This is a genomic window from Phenylobacterium sp. (assembly GCF_016793225.1).
Taxonomy (GTDB): domain Bacteria; phylum Pseudomonadota; class Alphaproteobacteria; order Caulobacterales; family Caulobacteraceae; genus Phenylobacterium.
Genome location: NZ_JAEUMN010000176.1, coordinates 22,491 through 37,046 on the forward strand (window position 1 = coordinate 22,491; position 14,556 = coordinate 37,046).

Genomic DNA, 14,556 nt, shown 5'->3' on the forward strand with positions numbered 1-14,556 from the left:
AGATCAGCGCGACAGTTCGGGGAGATCGACAATGGCGGAGACGACTGCGGACCAGGAGCCCGAGGTGCTGCCGGCGACATCGCTCCGGACCGTGGTCGCCGCGAGTTCGGCCGGCACCACGTTCGAGTGGTACGATTTCTTCGTTTTCGGCAGCCTGACCGGGGTCATTTCCAAGACGTTCTTCACGGGCTTGCCCGAGACGGCGGGGCTGGCGGCGGCGCTGGCGCTGTTCGGGGCCGGGTTCCTGTTCCGGCCGCTGGGCGCCTTGGTCTTCGGCCGGATCGGCGACCGCGCGGGGCGCAAGGGCGCGTTCCTGGCCACCGTGCTCCTGATGGGCGGCGCGACCGTCGCGATCGGGCTCCTGCCCAGCTACACCCAGGCCGGGATCATCGGCCCGATCCTGCTGATCCTGATGCGGATCCTGCAGGGTTTCGCCCTGGGCGGAGAGTATGGCGGGGCCGCGATCTACGTGGCCGAACACGCCCCCGCCAACGGGCGGGGTGGGGCCACGTCGTGGATCCAGACCTCGGCGGCGTTCGGCCTGTTCTCGGCGCTGCTGGTGATCCTCGCGACCCGCCTCGCCGTGGGCCCGGAGGCGTTCGACGCCTGGGGCTGGCGCATCCCGTTCCTGGTCTCGGGCATCCTGCTGGCCATCTCGATCTGGATGCGCCTGAAGCTCACGGAGAGCCCGGAGTTCGCGAAGCTCAAGGCCGAAGGGGGCGAGACCAAGGCGCCGTTCGCCGAGGCCTTCGGCCGCTGGCCGAACCTCAGGCTGGTGCTCATCGCCCTGGTGGCGATCATGTTCGCCCAGGGGGCCGTCTGGTACACGGCGTTCTTCTACTCGCAGACCTTCATGGAGCGCTTCCTGAAGGCGCCGCCCGAGACCATCAACCTGCTGATGATGGCGGCCACGGCGGCTTCGGCGCCGCTCTACGTCTTCTTCGGCTGGCTCTCCGACCGCGCCGGCCGCAAGCCCGTGATGCTGTTCGGCATGGTGCTGATGCTGGCGGCCTACTTCCCCGGCTTCCACCTCCTCAGCCAGACGCTCAATCCCGCGCTCACCGAGGCCCAGGCGCGAACCCCGGTGGTCGTGATCGCCGATCCCGCGGACTGCACGCTGCAGTTCGATCCGGTGGGCAAGGCGACGTTCCTGTCCTCGTGCGACATCGCCAAGTCGACCCTGGCGAACGCGGGCGTCTCCTACACGAACGAAGCCGGCGTGCCCGGGCGGGCGGCGATGGTGCGCATCGGCTATCAGACCATCCCCTCGACCAGCGCCGAGGGGCTCTCGCCGGACGTGGCCAAGGCGGTGAAGGCCTCGGTCGAAAGCCGGATCAAGACGACGCTGGCCCAGGCCGGCTATCCCGCCAAGGCCGATCCCGAGCGGATGAACCTGATCGGCGCGTTCGGCGTGCTGCTGATCTTCGTGGTCGCCGCCACGGCCCTCTACGGCCCGATCGCGGCGTGCCTGGTGGAGCTGTTCCCGACCCGCGTGCGCTACACCGCCCTGTCGCTGCCCTACCACATCGGCACCGGCTGGGTCGGCGGGTTCGTGCCCTTCACCGCGTTCGCCATCGTGACCGCGACAGGCCATCTCTATTCCGGCCTCTGGTACCCCTTCGCCTTCACCGCGGTTTCGGTGATCGTCTGCCTGCTGCTGCTGCCGGAAACCAACGGCAAGCCGCTCAACACCTGACGCCGGACCCGGAGCCCGCCATGCGCCGTCTCGTCCCGATCGCGCTGGGCTGCGCCTTGTGCCTGCCCCCGCCCGCCGTCGCCCAGCCCGCGGATCCCGCGCGGGACGACCTGCGCTGCATGGTGATCATGACCATGTTCGCCGCCCGCACCGAGGATCCCGCCCTGCGCCAGGGCGCCGTCACCGGCTTCGGCTACTACATGGGCCGCCTCAAAGGCCGGGACCCCTCGATCGAGGTGAAGCCCCGGCTGATCGACGAGGCGCGCGGCATGATGGCCGACGCGGAGCGCGTCAAGGCGGAGGCTGCCCGCTGCGGCGGCGACATGCAGGTGTGGGGCCGCGAGACGAAGGAGATCGGCGACGCGCTGCAGGCCGAGGGCCGCCGCGGACCCGGCGCGCCCCAGCCGCGCTAGGGTTCAACTCCATTCGATATCAGCAATTTCGACGGCGTCCGGCCGTCCCGGCGAATGCCGGGACCCAGATCCACGTGCGAGATCGTGGTTGGAGGGGCTCCGGGCCTACGAAAGCCGCACCTGAGCCCTTCCATCTGGATCCCGGCTTTCGCCGGGACGACCGGGTGTTGAGACCGGATCCAGGACAGCCGCCTCAGGAGCCGGACAGGGTGGCGTAGCTGGGCTGGGTCGTGGCCTGCAGGCGCTTCGCCGCGGCCTCGGCCTCGCGCATGACCCGCAGGACATTGCCGCCGGCAAGGCCCGCGAGGTCGGCGTCGCTCCACCCGCGGCGGGCCAGTTCGGCCAGCAGGTCGGGGAACTTGTCCACGCCGTCCAGGCCGTCAGGCGTGTCGCCGATGCCGTCGAAGTCCGAGCCGATGCCGATGCAGCCCATGCCGCAGACCTTCGCCAGGTACTCGACGTGGTCCGCGACCATCGCCAGCGTGACCGGCGGCTTCGGGTTGGCCTTGTCCCATTCGGCGAGCGCGGCCTTCGCCCGCTCTGGCTGGCCGATGTAGAGGCCGCCGAACGGCGGCGCGTTGTAGCGGGCCTGCTCGGCCGACCGCGCCGCGGCCCATTCCATGCGGGCGCGGCTCACGTAGTTCGGCAGGAAGTTCACCATCACCACGCCGCGGTTGGCCTTCACCAGCGCCAGAACCTCGTCCGAGACGTTGCGGGCGTGGTCGGCGACGCCGTCGGCGCCCGAGTGGGAGAAGATCACCGGCGCCTGCGCCACGCGCAGGGCGTCCTTCATGGTGTCCTCCGACACGTGGCTGAGGTCGACCAGCATGCCCAGGCGGTTCATCTCGCGCACGACCTCCTCGCCGAAGGGCGTCAGGCCTCCATGCTGGGGGTTGGCCGTGGCCGAGTCGGCCCAGCGCGTGTTCAGCGAATGGGTCAGCGTCATGTAGCGCGCGCCCGCGGCGTAGAGCTGCCGCAGGACAGGCAGGCTGTCGCCGATCTGGTGGCCCCCCTCGACGCCCACGAGGGAGGCGACCTTGCCGCCCCTGTGGATGCGCACGACGTCGTCCGCGGTGTAGGCCATCTCGAAGGTCGCCGGGTAGCGCTGCGGCAGCGACTTGACGATGTCGATCTGCTCCAGGGTCATCTGCACGGCCAGCGGGCCCTCGAAGCTGGAGGGGATGAAGACGCTCCAGAACTGGCCGCCGACCCGGCCGGCCTTCAGGCGCGGGATGTCCGTCATCATGCCCGGGCCGCCGGCCTCCACGAGGTGGCGGGTGTCCGTCGCCAGGTCGATCTTCTCGGGATGCACCCCCACGCGCTGGCGGATCGCCCAGGGGACGTCGTTGTGGCCGTCGATGAGGGGCGTCGCCTTCAGGACCTTCTCGACCCGCGCCGCGATCCGGGCGTCGGCCGGCTGGGCCTGCGTCGTCGACGCAGCGGCGAGCGCCGCCACCGCCCCGGCTGCCACGAATACCCGCATGACGATCCTCCCCGTCGAAGTCCCCGCCCTTCGAACCACAAAAGGCGCGGAAAACACAGACATCCCATGCGGGGCCGCGGCTCGCCCGCCGCGGTTGCGCACAGTCCGTTCATCCGGCGATGGGGAGCACGTCCGTGGCGACGCCCGAGGCGTCGAGGGCGGCGCGTTCCGTGCGCCAGGCCGGCGTGGTGACCAGTCGCGCGACCGTGAGCCCTTCTGCGGCGAGATCGGCCAGGTCCGCGACGGAGCGGTCGTGGACGCGCTCGGCGTCGCGGCGGGCCAGCGCCAGCACGTCGGCGTGGGCGTCCGGGTCGCACACCAGGACGTCCGCGGCCGCCAGGGCCCGGGCGGCGCGCAGGGTCAGGAGGTCGGCCGGGCCGCGGGCGTCGATGTAGCGGACGACGCCGCGCAGCTGCGGTCCCTCGAACAGCGCGGCGCGCAGGCGCTCGCGGGCGCCCTGCATGTCGCCGGCCATGGCCGACTCGGCGGCCGGGCCGGTCAGGGCGGCGCGCAGGAAGCGGCGGCGCGCATGCGCCTCGGGCAGCACGGCGCGGATCTCCTCGGCCATGGTGCGGAAGAGGGCGGCGATCCGGCCCGCGCCTTCCGGCACGCGGGCCTCGATGTCGTGGCGCAGCATGGTCGCCAGCATGGGCGACGCGCCGCCCGTGCCGATGGCGGCCACGACCTCGCCCCGGTCGATCACCGCCGGGGTCGTGAAGTCGCAGAGCGCGGGGCGATCGACGACATTGACCGGCACGCCCGCCCGCCGCGCCGCCTCGGCCGCGTCGCGCGCCCAGGCGTCGTCCTCGCCCGCGATGAAGGCGAGCGTCATCCCGGCATAGGACCCCGGGTCCAGAGCCTCGGCGGTCGAGAGCCGCACGACCGTGGCCGGAGATCCCTCGAACAGCCGGGCCTTGGCCTCGGCCGCCTCGCCCTCGCCCGCGATCGCCAGCGTGCGGCCGGCGAGCGGGAAGAAGGCGGGGAAGGCGTCCATCTATTTCAGGGTCTTGAGGTAGGCGACGATCGCCGCGCGGTTCTCGTCGGAGGGCACCGCGATCAGCATCTTGGTGCCCGGCGCGAACTGCGACGGGGCCTTGAGGTAGGCGTCGAGATTGGCCTCGGTCCAGGTCCCGCCCTTGTTCTTCAGGCCGGGCGAATAGGCGAAGCCGGGCTTGGACGCGATCGGGGCGCCGGCCACGCCGTTCAGCGCGGGGCCCATGACCGATCCGCCGTGGCACATCTTGCACTGGAGATTGAACAGCTGGGCTCCGTCGGCCGCCAGCGCGGGCGCGGCGGAGAGCGAGACGAGAGCGGCGAGGGCGGCGACGCGGGGCATTCGGGCTCCTGGCACTTCGTAGTTTGGGTACGCAATACCTTCCGTCGCCGTCCCGGACCAAGGTTCGATTTACGGCGCGGTCTGAACAACGTTAGGATCGGCCGCAAATCAGCGAGATCGGGGATCCCATGCCGACGACAGTCGATGTGAACGGGCGGGCCATGAACGTCAACTCGCCGCCGGACACGCCGCTGTTGTGGGTCCTGCGAGATGAACTGGGGCTGACCGGCACGAAATACGGGTGCGGCGTGGCCCAGTGCGGCGCCTGCACGGTGCTGGCCGACGGTCAGCCTATCCGGGCCTGCCAGGTTCCCGTCTCGGCTGTCGGCGCGGCGAAGATCACCACGATCGAGGGCCTCGGCGGGACGCATCCGCTGCAGGCGGCCTGGGTCAGGCTGGACGTGCCCCAGTGCGGCTACTGCCAGTCGGGCCAGATCATGAGCGCCGCGGCCCTGCTCGCGGCCAACCCCCGTCCCGACGACGCCGCGATCTCCGCGGCGATGGACGGCAACATCTGCCGGTGCGGCGCGTATCAGCGAATTCGCGCGGCGATCAAGGATGCGGCAGCGGCGCCTACGCCCGCGGCGCCGGGCGCGTGAGGTCGGTCATGAACAAGCCCGTTGCGAACCTCTCCGCCGCGCCGACCCGCCGCCAGGCGCTCGTGGTCGGCGCCACCCTGGCCGGCTCGTCCCTGCTGGTCGGCTGCTCGCTCCCGGACGTGCTGTCCTACGGCAGCCGCGTCGAGCCGGGCGCGTTCGGTCCGTTCCTGAAGTTCGATCCCGACGGGACGGTCACCGTCCTCTCGAAGCACATCGAGTTCGGGCAGGGAAACCACGCCGGCCTCGCCGCCATCGCGGCCGAGGAACTCGACGCCGACTGGACGAAGGTGAAGGTCGAGCAGGCCCCCGCCAACGCCAAGCTCTACGGCAACGCCATGATGGGCGGAACGCAGGGCACGGGCGGCTCGTCGGCGATCTCGGACTCGTGGATGAAGATGCGCAAGGCCGGCGCCGCCGCGCGGGCCATGTTCGTCCAGGCCGCGGCCGCCAAGTGGAGCGTGCCGGCGGCGGAGATCACCGTCGAGAACGGCCTTGTCCGCCACGCGGGATCGGGCCGCTCGCTGGGGTTCGGCGAACTGGTGGCCGACGCCGCCAAGGTCACGCCGCCCGAGGCGCCGACGCTCAAGAACCCCTCGGCCTTCACCCTGGTGGGCACGGACCGCGTGCGGCGCAAGGACTCGGCCGCGAAGTCAAACGGCACGGCCCGCTTCACCCAGGACGTCCGCCTGCCCGATATGCTGACGGCAATGGTGGCCCACCCGCCGCGCTTCGGCGCCAAGGTGGCGAGCTTCGACGCGGCCGCGGCCCGCAAGGTTCCCGGCGTCGTCGACGTCTTCCAGATCCCCAGCGGGGTGGCGGTGGTCGCCAGCTCCACCTGGGCGGCGAAGACCGGCCGCGACGCCCTCAAGGTCACCTGGGACGAGTCGAAGGCCGAGACGCGAAGCTCGGCGACCCTCGCCCAGCAGTTCCGCGACTACGCCGCCGGCAAGGCCGCCGCGCCGGCCAAGACCGAGTGGAAGGCGTTCGACGCCAAGGGCGACGCGGCGCAGGCCGCCGGCGGAACCGCCGCCGTCGACGTGACCTACGATTTTCCCTACCTCGCCCACGCCACCATGGAGCCGATGAACTGCGTGGCCATGGTGGGCAAGGGCCCGCCCCGGCTGGTCTACGGCGCCCAGGGCCAGACCCTCGACCAGATCAACGTGGCGCGCGCGGCCACGGCCCTGCCGGGATCGGTGGAGATCGAGACCCTGTTCGCAGGCGGTTCGTTCGGCCGCCGCAGCAACTTCCAGTCCGACTTCGTGGTCGAGTGCGTGCAGATCGCCAAGAAGGTGGGCAAGGGACGGCCGGTGAAGCTGGTCTGGACCCGCGAGGACGACATGCGCGCCGGTTACTACCGGCCGCTCGTGCATCACGCAGTGCGCGTGACCGTGGACAAGGACGGCTTCCCGGCCACGTGGCGGCACCGGATCGTCACCCAGTCGATCATGAAGGGCGCCCCGCCCGGCGCGCCCACCGCCGAGATCGATTTCACCGCCGTGGAGGGCTCGATGGGCTCGCCCTACCTCAAGGCGACGCCGGTGGTGGACGGTCAGCTCCTGACCCCGGACGCGGGCGTGCCGGTGCTGTGGTGGCGTTCGGTGGGCGCGACCCACACGGCCTATGTGATGGAGCACACGATCGACCAGCTGGCGCGCAAGGCCGGCAAGGACCCGGTGGCCTACCGGCGGGCGCTCTACCAGAAGGCGGGGGCCAAGCGGCACCTGGCGGTCCTGGACCTGGCGGCCGAGAAGGCCGGCTGGACCGCGCCGCCGCCCGCGGGCTGGACCCGCGGCGTCGCCGTCCACGAGAGCTTCGGCTCGGTGGTCGCCCAGGTGGCCGAGGTCAGGCTCGAGAACGGCGCACCCAAGGTGGGACGTGTGGTCACCGCCATCGACTGCGGCATCGCCATCAGCCCGAACCAGATCGCGGCCCAGATGGAGGGCGGGACCTGCTACGGCCTTTCGGCCGCGCTCTTCGGGGCCGTGACCCTCACCGACGGGGTGGTCGACCAGGTCAACTTCGACAGCTACCGCGTGCTGCGCAACTCGGAGGCCCCGACGGTGGAGACCTACATCGTCCCCTCGGCGGCCCCGCCGAGCGGCGTGGGCGAGCCGGGCACGCCCGTGATCGGGCCCGCGGTCGCCAACGCGCTCCTGGCCATCAGCGGCCAGCCCGTGCTGAGCCAGCCGTTCGTGAAGGCCTGACGCCGCCCTCCCCTTGCGGGGGAGGACGGTGTACGGCGGAGCCATGAACTTCGACCTGATGCGGCTCATCGCGGCGCTGCTCGTCGTGGTGAGCCACGCGTTTCCGCTCGCGGGGGACCCGCCGCTTCGCATCGTGGGTGTCGAGGACCTCGGCGCCCTGGGCGTGTCGATCTTCTTCGTGATCTCGGGCTACCTGGTGACCGCGAGTTACCTGCGGGACCCGAAGACCTACCTGCTGAAGCGCGTGCTGCGCATCGAGCCCGGGCTGATCGCCTCGCTCGTCGTGACCGTGGTGCTGCTGGCCTTCGTGACCACGGCGCCCGCCGCCGAGTACTGGCCGGCGGCCGCGCTCTATGTGCTGCGGAACGCGCTGCTCTACCCCGTGACCTACGACCTGCCGGGGGTGTTCGCCGATGCTCCCATGGCCGGGGTCGTCAACGGCGTCCTGTGGACCCTGCGGCTGGAGTTCACCTTCTATCTCGTGCTGATGCTGATCCGTGCGCGGCCTGCCGCGGTCTACGGCCTGGCGGCGCTCTGCGCGGCGGTGTGGCTCACGATGCGGCTCACCATGCCGAACTGGGCCGACGAGACCCTGACGCGGGTCGTCTTCCTCGCGGCGCGCAACGGCCTGCTGTTCTTCGCGGGCGCCGCGATCCTGCTGCGCGACTGGAAGCCGCCGCTGTGGCTGGGCGCGGCCTCCGCCCTGTCGTTTCCCCTGCTGGGGCCCCTGGCCCTGCCCACCGCGGTACTTGGGCTCGCGCGGCCCGGCAAGCTTCCCGCCGATCTGTCCTATGGCGTCTATATCTACGCCTTCCCGTTGCAGCAGTGGCTGGCCATCCAGGGCCACCTGAGCGTCGTCACCTCGATCCTGGCCGTGACGCCGTTCGCCCTGGCGAGCTGGTTCCTCGTGGAAAAGCCCGCTTTGAGGCTGAAACCGGGCCCGCGACCGGCGTGGTGACGGCTATTTCGCAGTTCCGGTGAACCGATCACGCATTCGTGCGCTCTATGTCGGCAAGCTGAACCGGAGAGACCCCATGCGCATCGCAATCGCCGCCGTCGCCGCCCTGGGCGCCCTGAGCCTCGCCGCCTGCGAAAGCAGCGCCGACAAGGCCGCCGAGCAAAAGGCCGACAGCCTGGAAGCCCAGGCCGCCGCCACGCCCAACGAGGCGAAGGAAACCCAGCTCAACGCCGCTGCCGACGCCGTCGAGCAGCAGGCCGGTAACGCGGACGGTGGGGCCACCACGGCCAACACCCCCGACACCAGCCCGTCCAAGTAAGGGCGAGCGCGGCGTCATCGCCGCGACGATCCGGACGCCCCGGGACTCAGCCGAGTCTCGGGGCGTTTCGATTCAGACGCCGCAGATCGTCGGACGCGCGGCGCACGCCCAGCCATACGCCGGTGGCGACCCCCAGCCCGCCCAGGAACAGCAGCGCCGTCATGGCGGCCGCCCACCCCGGGCCCCGGTCGAACCCGTCGACGAAGTCGAGCCGGTGCGCGCCCTCGAAGGCCCACCGGAAGCCCTGGGCCTCGGCGTCCACGACGCGACGGACCTCGCCGCTGCCCGGGTCGATATAGACGCGGACGCCGTCCCGGAGGATCACGCGGTAGACCGGCAGGGCGACCGGCTCGTGGTGGCCCCGGTAGTACTGGTCCTCGCGGGCGAGCAGCGCCGCGGAACGGACGGGGCCGAGACGTCCGGCCGCCGCCGCCAGATCCGCCGCCTGCAGGGGCGCAGGACGGGCCAGAGGGTCGAGCCGCACGCCGTCGGCCATGAGGTAGACGCGGCCGTCGAGCGGCGCCGCGCGGAGACGATGCGCGGCCGCGCCCGCCGCCTTCGCCGCCAGGACCGCCTCGCGCAGCTGCCCGACGTCCACGGCGCCGGCCACTCGTGCCGCACGCGCGTCGCCGTCGCTGTCGAGCAGGCCCCACGGGTTGACCGAGAGGAGGCCGCTCGCCACCCAACTCAGGGTGAGCAGCCCGGCCGCCAGTCCCCCCAGGTGATGCCAGGCCATCCACCCGCGATAGGGCGTCAGGCGCGCGTCGCGCCAGGGCCGCCAGGCGACCACGCCGAGGTAGAGGCCGGTCACCGTCAGGAAGACGCCCGCCAGCGACGTCCAGATCACCACCTGCGTCCAGAGCTTCACGTCCGCGCGGAGAACCGCCGGGTAGAGCCAGTGTGGGATCGGACCCAGCCAGCTGAGGACCTTTTCGGTCCGGTTCACCGCCTGGGCCACCCGGCCGTCACGGGCCGAGACATAGACGGCGGTGCGGGCCGGATCGTCGAAGTGGAACAGGTAGAAGGGCCGGGCGCGGTTGAAGTAGCCGGTCACCGTCCACTGGTCGCGCACGACGGCCTCGGCCGCGCCGGCGTCGCCGGCGACGCCATGGGCCCGGGCGTAGGCGATGGCGACCTGGCGCGCCTCGGCCGAGGTGACGCCCGTGAGCCCGCGACCCGTCGCCAGGTCGAAGACCTCGCCGTCGAGGCGGAGCACCGGCCGGCCGGCCAACGCCTCGACGGCGGCCCGCTCGAAGCGCCGATCGTCGGGCAGCCCGCCGAAGTCGCAGCAGGCCTCCCAGGGGATGGGCGCCAGGCCTGCGGCGCGTTCGTGGTCGGTCACCTCGGGCCAGCGCACGAAGAGCATCACGACGCCGCTCGCGAACCACAGCAGCATCAAAAGGCCCATGACGACGCCCACGTAGCGATGGGTCACCACCAGCCACTTCGGCGCCCAGGGCCTGCGGGCGGAGCGGGCCGCCTCAGAAGGAATAGGCGTAGCTCACGTTGAGGGTCCGCGGCACGCCGAGGAACCGGTAGAGGAAGCGCTGGGTGGAGAGGTCGATCCGCGCCGAGTTCACCCGCGTCGCATAGTCCTCGTCGAACGCATTCTCGAGCCGGGCGGTGAGCCGGTGTCTGCGGTCGGCGTCGATGTAGACGTGCGCCGCCAGGTCCACGACCACGTAGTCGCCGTAGTTCACCCGCCCGAAGTCGGTCACCTGCTGGTGGACGTCGCCGGTCCAGAGCAGGCTGGCCGAGGCGCCGAAGGGACGGTCGGCCGGCGCGTAGACGACGCCGCCCTTGGCCTGGACTTTCGGGATCCGGTCGAACTGCCGCCCCGCGCCCGCGGCCCGCGTCCGCGTCAGCGCGAAGGAGCCGAAGGCGCGCAGCGCGTCGGTCACCTGGACGCTGGCCTGCCCCTCGAGGCCGCGCGAGCGCACCTTGCCCGGCGTGTTGATGTAGATCCCGTCCGGGAAGCCCGGCTGGACGTAGTCGTCGACGATCAGGTCCTCGATCCGGCGCGCGAAGGCCGTGACCTGCCAGGTCAGCCGCCCGGCGCGGCCGCCGACGGCGACATTCCCGTTCAGGCTCTCCTCCGGCTTCAGGTCGGGGTTGCCGACCGCGCAGCATGGATCGATCCCGAACAGCTGCTCCGCGCTGGGCAGGATGAACGACGTGCCCATCATCCCCTCGAGGTACAGCTGCGGCGTCACGTCCCAATGGCCGGAGACGTTCCAGACCGCCTTCTCGCTCTCCTTCGTGCGGTTGTAGCGGACCCCGGCGGCGAGATGGGCGTTGGCGAAGAGGTCGTCGGTGGTGCGGACCTGGGCCACCAGGGCGTGCACGCGCTCGGTCTGCTGGGCGATCAGCAGCACCTCGTCGCGTCCGTTGAAGTTCTGGTAGTCGTAGCCGAGCTGGTACTCGAACCCGCGGTGCAGGTTCAGCTTCGCCAGCACGGCCACGCCGTAGTCCTCGTAGCCCCAGTAGGTGAGGTCGTCGACGATCACCGGCGGGGCGGCCGGGGCGCCGGGCACGTTGTTGACCGTCGAATAGACGCTGTCCCAGTCGTGGTAGTAGCCCTTGACCGAGAGCTGGACCGCCTCGCTCGCCGTCCAGTCCAGCGAGACGCTGCCGATCTCCTCGTCGCGGTCGTTGAAGGCCAGCCGCGTGAGGCGCGGGTTCGGATAGTCCAGGTGCGCGTCGGTGTGCTGGTAGTAGAGGTTGAGCGCGAGGTCGTCCGAGAGCGTGAGCCCCAGCTTCCCGCCGAAGCTCACGACGTCGTAGCCGCGCTTGCGCGCCGTGGCGCTGGGCTGGAAGACGTCGAAGGTGCGGTAGCCCTCGGCCTCGTCCTTGGACGCCCAGGCCACGAACTTCGCCGGGCCGGCCGGTCCGCGCACCATGAGGTCGGCGTGGACGCCCTCGTTGGTGTGGCCCCCCACGGTGAAGACCCCGCCGAGGTCGTCGCTGTAGGGCCGGGTCACGACGTTGATGACGCCCGCCGCCGCCTGGGTGCCGTAGAACAGGCTCTGGCCGCCCTTCAGCACCTCGATCCGCTCGACCATGCTGGCGGGCAGGGTGTCGGCCGGGCTGGTGGACGTGTAGAGCCGGTTGTTGATCCGCACGCCGTCCACGAGCCACAGCACGTCGCCGGTGCGCGAGCCCTGCAGAGCGATGTCGGCGTACGAGAAGGGGCCGTTCCGCGGGGACAGGAACAGGCCCGGCGTCTGCATCTGCAGCGCCTGCCCCACGTCCACGTAGATGTTGTCGCGCAGCACCTTGGCCGAGATCACCTCCAGGTCGCTGCCATAGCGTGACAGGTCTTGCGGCAGGGTCTCGTCGAGGCGCGCCCCCGCCACCACCAGTTCGGCCACCTCGGAGTCCGCGGCCATCGCCGCGGTCCCCCACGCCGCCAGCGCTGCGCCCAGCAGCAGCGCGTTCATCCGACCGGTCATCGTCGTCCCCCATCGCGTGCGGCCAGACCGCCCCGCATGGGTGGGTTTGGGCCCGCGCGGGCGCGTCGGCGCGCGTACTTTACGGTTTCCAGGACCGTTACAGGGGGTTACAGGGCGCGGAGCGGGGTCGAAGACCGGGTATGAGCGACGATCTGGCCGGGGCGTTGGCGGAGGAGGTGGCGCGGATCCGCGCCGCCGGCGTCCTCGGACGCTCGCAAGGCCTGGCCCGGCTCTTCGACTACATGGCCGACCCCGCCCGCCAGGGGCGCACCCTGCGCGAAGCGGACGTGGCGCAGGACGTGTTCGGCCGCGTGCTCGACCTTTCGGGCGACGCCTCGGTGCGGGTCTACGTTCACCGGCTGCGCAAGAAGCTGGCCGAGTTCTATGCGGGCGAGGGCGCGGCCGCGCCGCACCGCCTGGAGATCCCGATCGGCGAGTATCGGCTGGACGTGGTCGAGGTCGCGCCCGCCGCCGCGCCGCCGGCGCCTGCCCCGGCGGGTCGATCCCGCTGGCTGGGTCCCTTCGCCGCGGTCGCCGCCCTGGTTCTCGCCCTCAATCTCGGCGCCTGGTGGATGGTGGTCCAGCGCGCGCCCTCCCACGAACTGGCCGCCGCGGCCGCGTCGCCGCTGTGGGCGGGGGTGGGGCGGGAGCGGCCCGTCATCGTGGTGGTCGGCGACTACTACATCTTCGGCGACACCGAGAACGGCGACGCGCCGAGGCGGATGATCCGGGCGTTCGAGATCAACTCGCCGGCGGACCTGGACGCCTGGCTGATGGACAACCCGCAGTTCCAGGGCCGCTATGTCGACCTCGACACCTACTACACGCCCGTCGGCGCGACGCTCGCGCTGCGCCAGATCGTCCCGCTGGTGCGGGAGGCGGCAGGGCGCGGCGACCGCGTGCGGGTGATCACGGCCTCGCAGCTGACGCCCGACCTGATGAAGAGCGCCGACATCGTCTACGTGGGATACCTGTCGGCCCTGCGCCTGCTGCAGGAGCCGGTCTTCGATCGCTCGCGGTTCGCGGTCGGCGACACCTTCGACGAGCTGATCGACCGCCGCACCGGCGAGACCTACGTCTCAGGCGCGGGGCCGGCGTCCGGCGACCGCCCGAACCGGGACTACGGCTACCTCGCGGCGTTCACGGGCGCGGCGGGAAACCGGTTCGTGATCGTCGCCGGCGCGCGCGACATCGGGGTCATGCAGACGGCCGAGATCGCGGCGGACGCCAAGGCCCTGTCCGCGCTGCCGGCATCCTCGCCCCTCGAGGCGCTCTACGCGGTGGACGGCGTCGGGCGGACCAACATCGCGGCCAAGCCGGTGGTCGCCGGGCGCTGAACCCCGGCGGCGGCGACGCGTTCCCCTGCCTCCACCAGCTCGAAGGAGGCGCCGAGATGGCCGCCCAGCCGGAACATCCGCTCATTCCAGCCGACCGCGTGAACGGGACCGACGTGGTCAACCCAGCGGGCGAGAAACTCGGGAAGATCGAGGACGTCGCCATCGAGAAGGTCTCGGGTCAGGTGGCCTATGCGATCCTGTCCTTCGGCGGCCTCCTGGGGATCGGCGCGAAGTACCACCCGGTGCCCTGGAAGCTCCTGAAGTACGACACCGAGCAGCGCGCCTACGTGGTCCCCATGGACAAGGGCGCCCTGGAGACCGCGCCCATGATCGACGAGAGCGAGCTTTCGGGCTGGAACGACGAACTCAGCCGCGAGGACATCCACCGCTACTACGCGGGCTACGGGATCGGTCCGTACTGGCTCTAGTCCCCCGCGCCTACGGCGACGGTCAGGTTGGGTTCAGGCGCGGCAGGGCCTCTTGCGCCGCCCGTCGTTCGGTCGTCACCTCGTGAGATTCCATGCGTGCATTGCTTTCCGTCACTGCGCTCCTCGCCGGAGCCGCAACCGCCTTCGTCCCCGCCGCTGCGGCCCAGCCGGCGGAAGCCGCGCGCATCGCGCCCGCCTTCGGAAACACCGTGAAGGCGCTCTATCCGGACGGCCGGGCGCAGCGCCTTTGGTTCAAGGCGGACGGCACCTGGGAAGCCATCGGGCGGCGCGGCAAGTGGTCGGCCGGGAAATGGAGCCTGAAGGACGA

Annotated in this window: 13 protein-coding genes and 1 pseudogene; 9 read left to right on the plus strand and 5 right to left on the minus strand. The window is 71.4% G+C overall.

The window, feature by feature from the left end:
• Positions 1 to 31 precede the first annotated feature (31 nt).
• Together JNK30_RS20575 and JNK30_RS20580 are read left to right on the plus strand one after the other, a co-directional pair.
• Positions 32 to 1,696, plus strand: a complete 1,665-nt coding sequence (locus JNK30_RS20575; RefSeq protein WP_293485233.1) for an MFS transporter — start codon at positions 32 to 34, stop codon at positions 1,694 to 1,696.
• Positions 1,697 to 1,716: 20 nt separating this feature from the next.
• Entirely contained in the window at positions 1,717 to 2,109 is a 393-nt protein-coding gene (locus JNK30_RS20580; protein WP_293485235.1) for a hypothetical protein, read from the plus strand.
• Positions 2,110 to 2,302: 193 nt separating this feature from the next.
• On the opposite strand, the gene JNK30_RS20585 is transcribed toward JNK30_RS20580, so the two are convergent.
• The 3 genes from JNK30_RS20585 to JNK30_RS20595 all read right to left on the minus strand — a co-directional run bounded on the left by JNK30_RS20585 (position 2,303) and on the right by JNK30_RS20595 (position 4,928).
• Entirely contained in the window at positions 2,303 to 3,592 is a 1,290-nt protein-coding gene (locus JNK30_RS20585; protein ID WP_293485237.1) for a dipeptidase, read from the minus strand.
• 109 nt (positions 3,593 to 3,701) lie between these two features.
• On the minus strand, positions 3,702 to 4,586 hold the full coding sequence (locus tag JNK30_RS20590) for a bifunctional precorrin-2 dehydrogenase/sirohydrochlorin ferrochelatase (protein ID WP_293485239.1): 885 nt from the start codon (positions 4,584 to 4,586) through the stop codon (positions 3,702 to 3,704).
• A complete protein-coding gene (locus JNK30_RS20595) occupies positions 4,587 to 4,928 on the minus strand; it encodes a c-type cytochrome (protein WP_293485241.1) in 342 nt (113 codons plus the stop codon).
• Between the two features lie 128 nt (positions 4,929 to 5,056).
• Here JNK30_RS20595 and JNK30_RS20600 point away from each other — a divergent pair, with 128 nt between their 5' ends.
• From JNK30_RS20600 to JNK30_RS20615, 4 genes are all read left to right on the plus strand, one after another.
• A complete protein-coding gene (locus tag JNK30_RS20600; protein ID WP_293485243.1) occupies positions 5,057 to 5,527 on the plus strand; it encodes a (2Fe-2S)-binding protein in 471 nt (156 codons plus the stop codon).
• Positions 5,528 to 5,535: 8 nt separating this feature from the next.
• A complete protein-coding gene (locus JNK30_RS20605; protein WP_293485245.1) occupies positions 5,536 to 7,734 on the plus strand; it encodes a xanthine dehydrogenase family protein molybdopterin-binding subunit in 2,199 nt (732 codons plus the stop codon).
• Positions 7,735 to 7,777: 43 nt separating this feature from the next.
• A complete protein-coding gene (locus JNK30_RS20610; protein WP_293485247.1) occupies positions 7,778 to 8,692 on the plus strand; it encodes an acyltransferase in 915 nt (304 codons plus the stop codon).
• 76 nt (positions 8,693 to 8,768) lie between these two features.
• Complete coding sequence (locus JNK30_RS20615; RefSeq protein ID WP_293485248.1) at positions 8,769 to 9,011, plus strand: hypothetical protein; 243 nt, start codon at positions 8,769 to 8,771, stop codon at positions 9,009 to 9,011.
• 46 nt (positions 9,012 to 9,057) lie between these two features.
• Here the strand turns inward: JNK30_RS20615 and JNK30_RS20620 are convergent, their stop codons facing one another.
• Positions 9,058 to 10,449 (minus strand): PepSY domain-containing protein, encoded by a 1,392-nt coding sequence (locus tag JNK30_RS20620; protein WP_293485250.1) that lies wholly within the window; start codon positions 10,447 to 10,449, stop codon positions 9,058 to 9,060.
• Positions 10,450 to 10,492: 43 nt separating this feature from the next.
• On the minus strand, positions 10,493 to 12,463 hold the full coding sequence (locus JNK30_RS20625) for a TonB-dependent receptor (RefSeq protein WP_293485252.1): 1,971 nt from the start codon (positions 12,461 to 12,463) through the stop codon (positions 10,493 to 10,495).
• 140 nt (positions 12,464 to 12,603) lie between these two features.
• On the opposite strand from JNK30_RS20625, the gene JNK30_RS20630 reads away from it, so the two are divergent.
• From JNK30_RS20630 to JNK30_RS20640, 3 genes and pseudogenes are all read left to right on the plus strand, one after another.
• Positions 12,604 to 13,800, plus strand: coding sequence for a helix-turn-helix domain-containing protein (locus JNK30_RS20630; protein WP_293485254.1), 1,197 nt, complete (start codon positions 12,604 to 12,606; stop codon positions 13,798 to 13,800).
• A gap of 56 nt (positions 13,801 to 13,856) precedes the next feature.
• A complete protein-coding gene (locus tag JNK30_RS20635) occupies positions 13,857 to 14,228 on the plus strand; it encodes a PRC-barrel domain-containing protein (RefSeq protein ID WP_293485256.1) in 372 nt (123 codons plus the stop codon).
• Between the two features lie 92 nt (positions 14,229 to 14,320).
• Positions 14,321 to 14,556: pseudogene (locus tag JNK30_RS20640) on the plus strand (hypothetical protein); the annotation flags it as partial.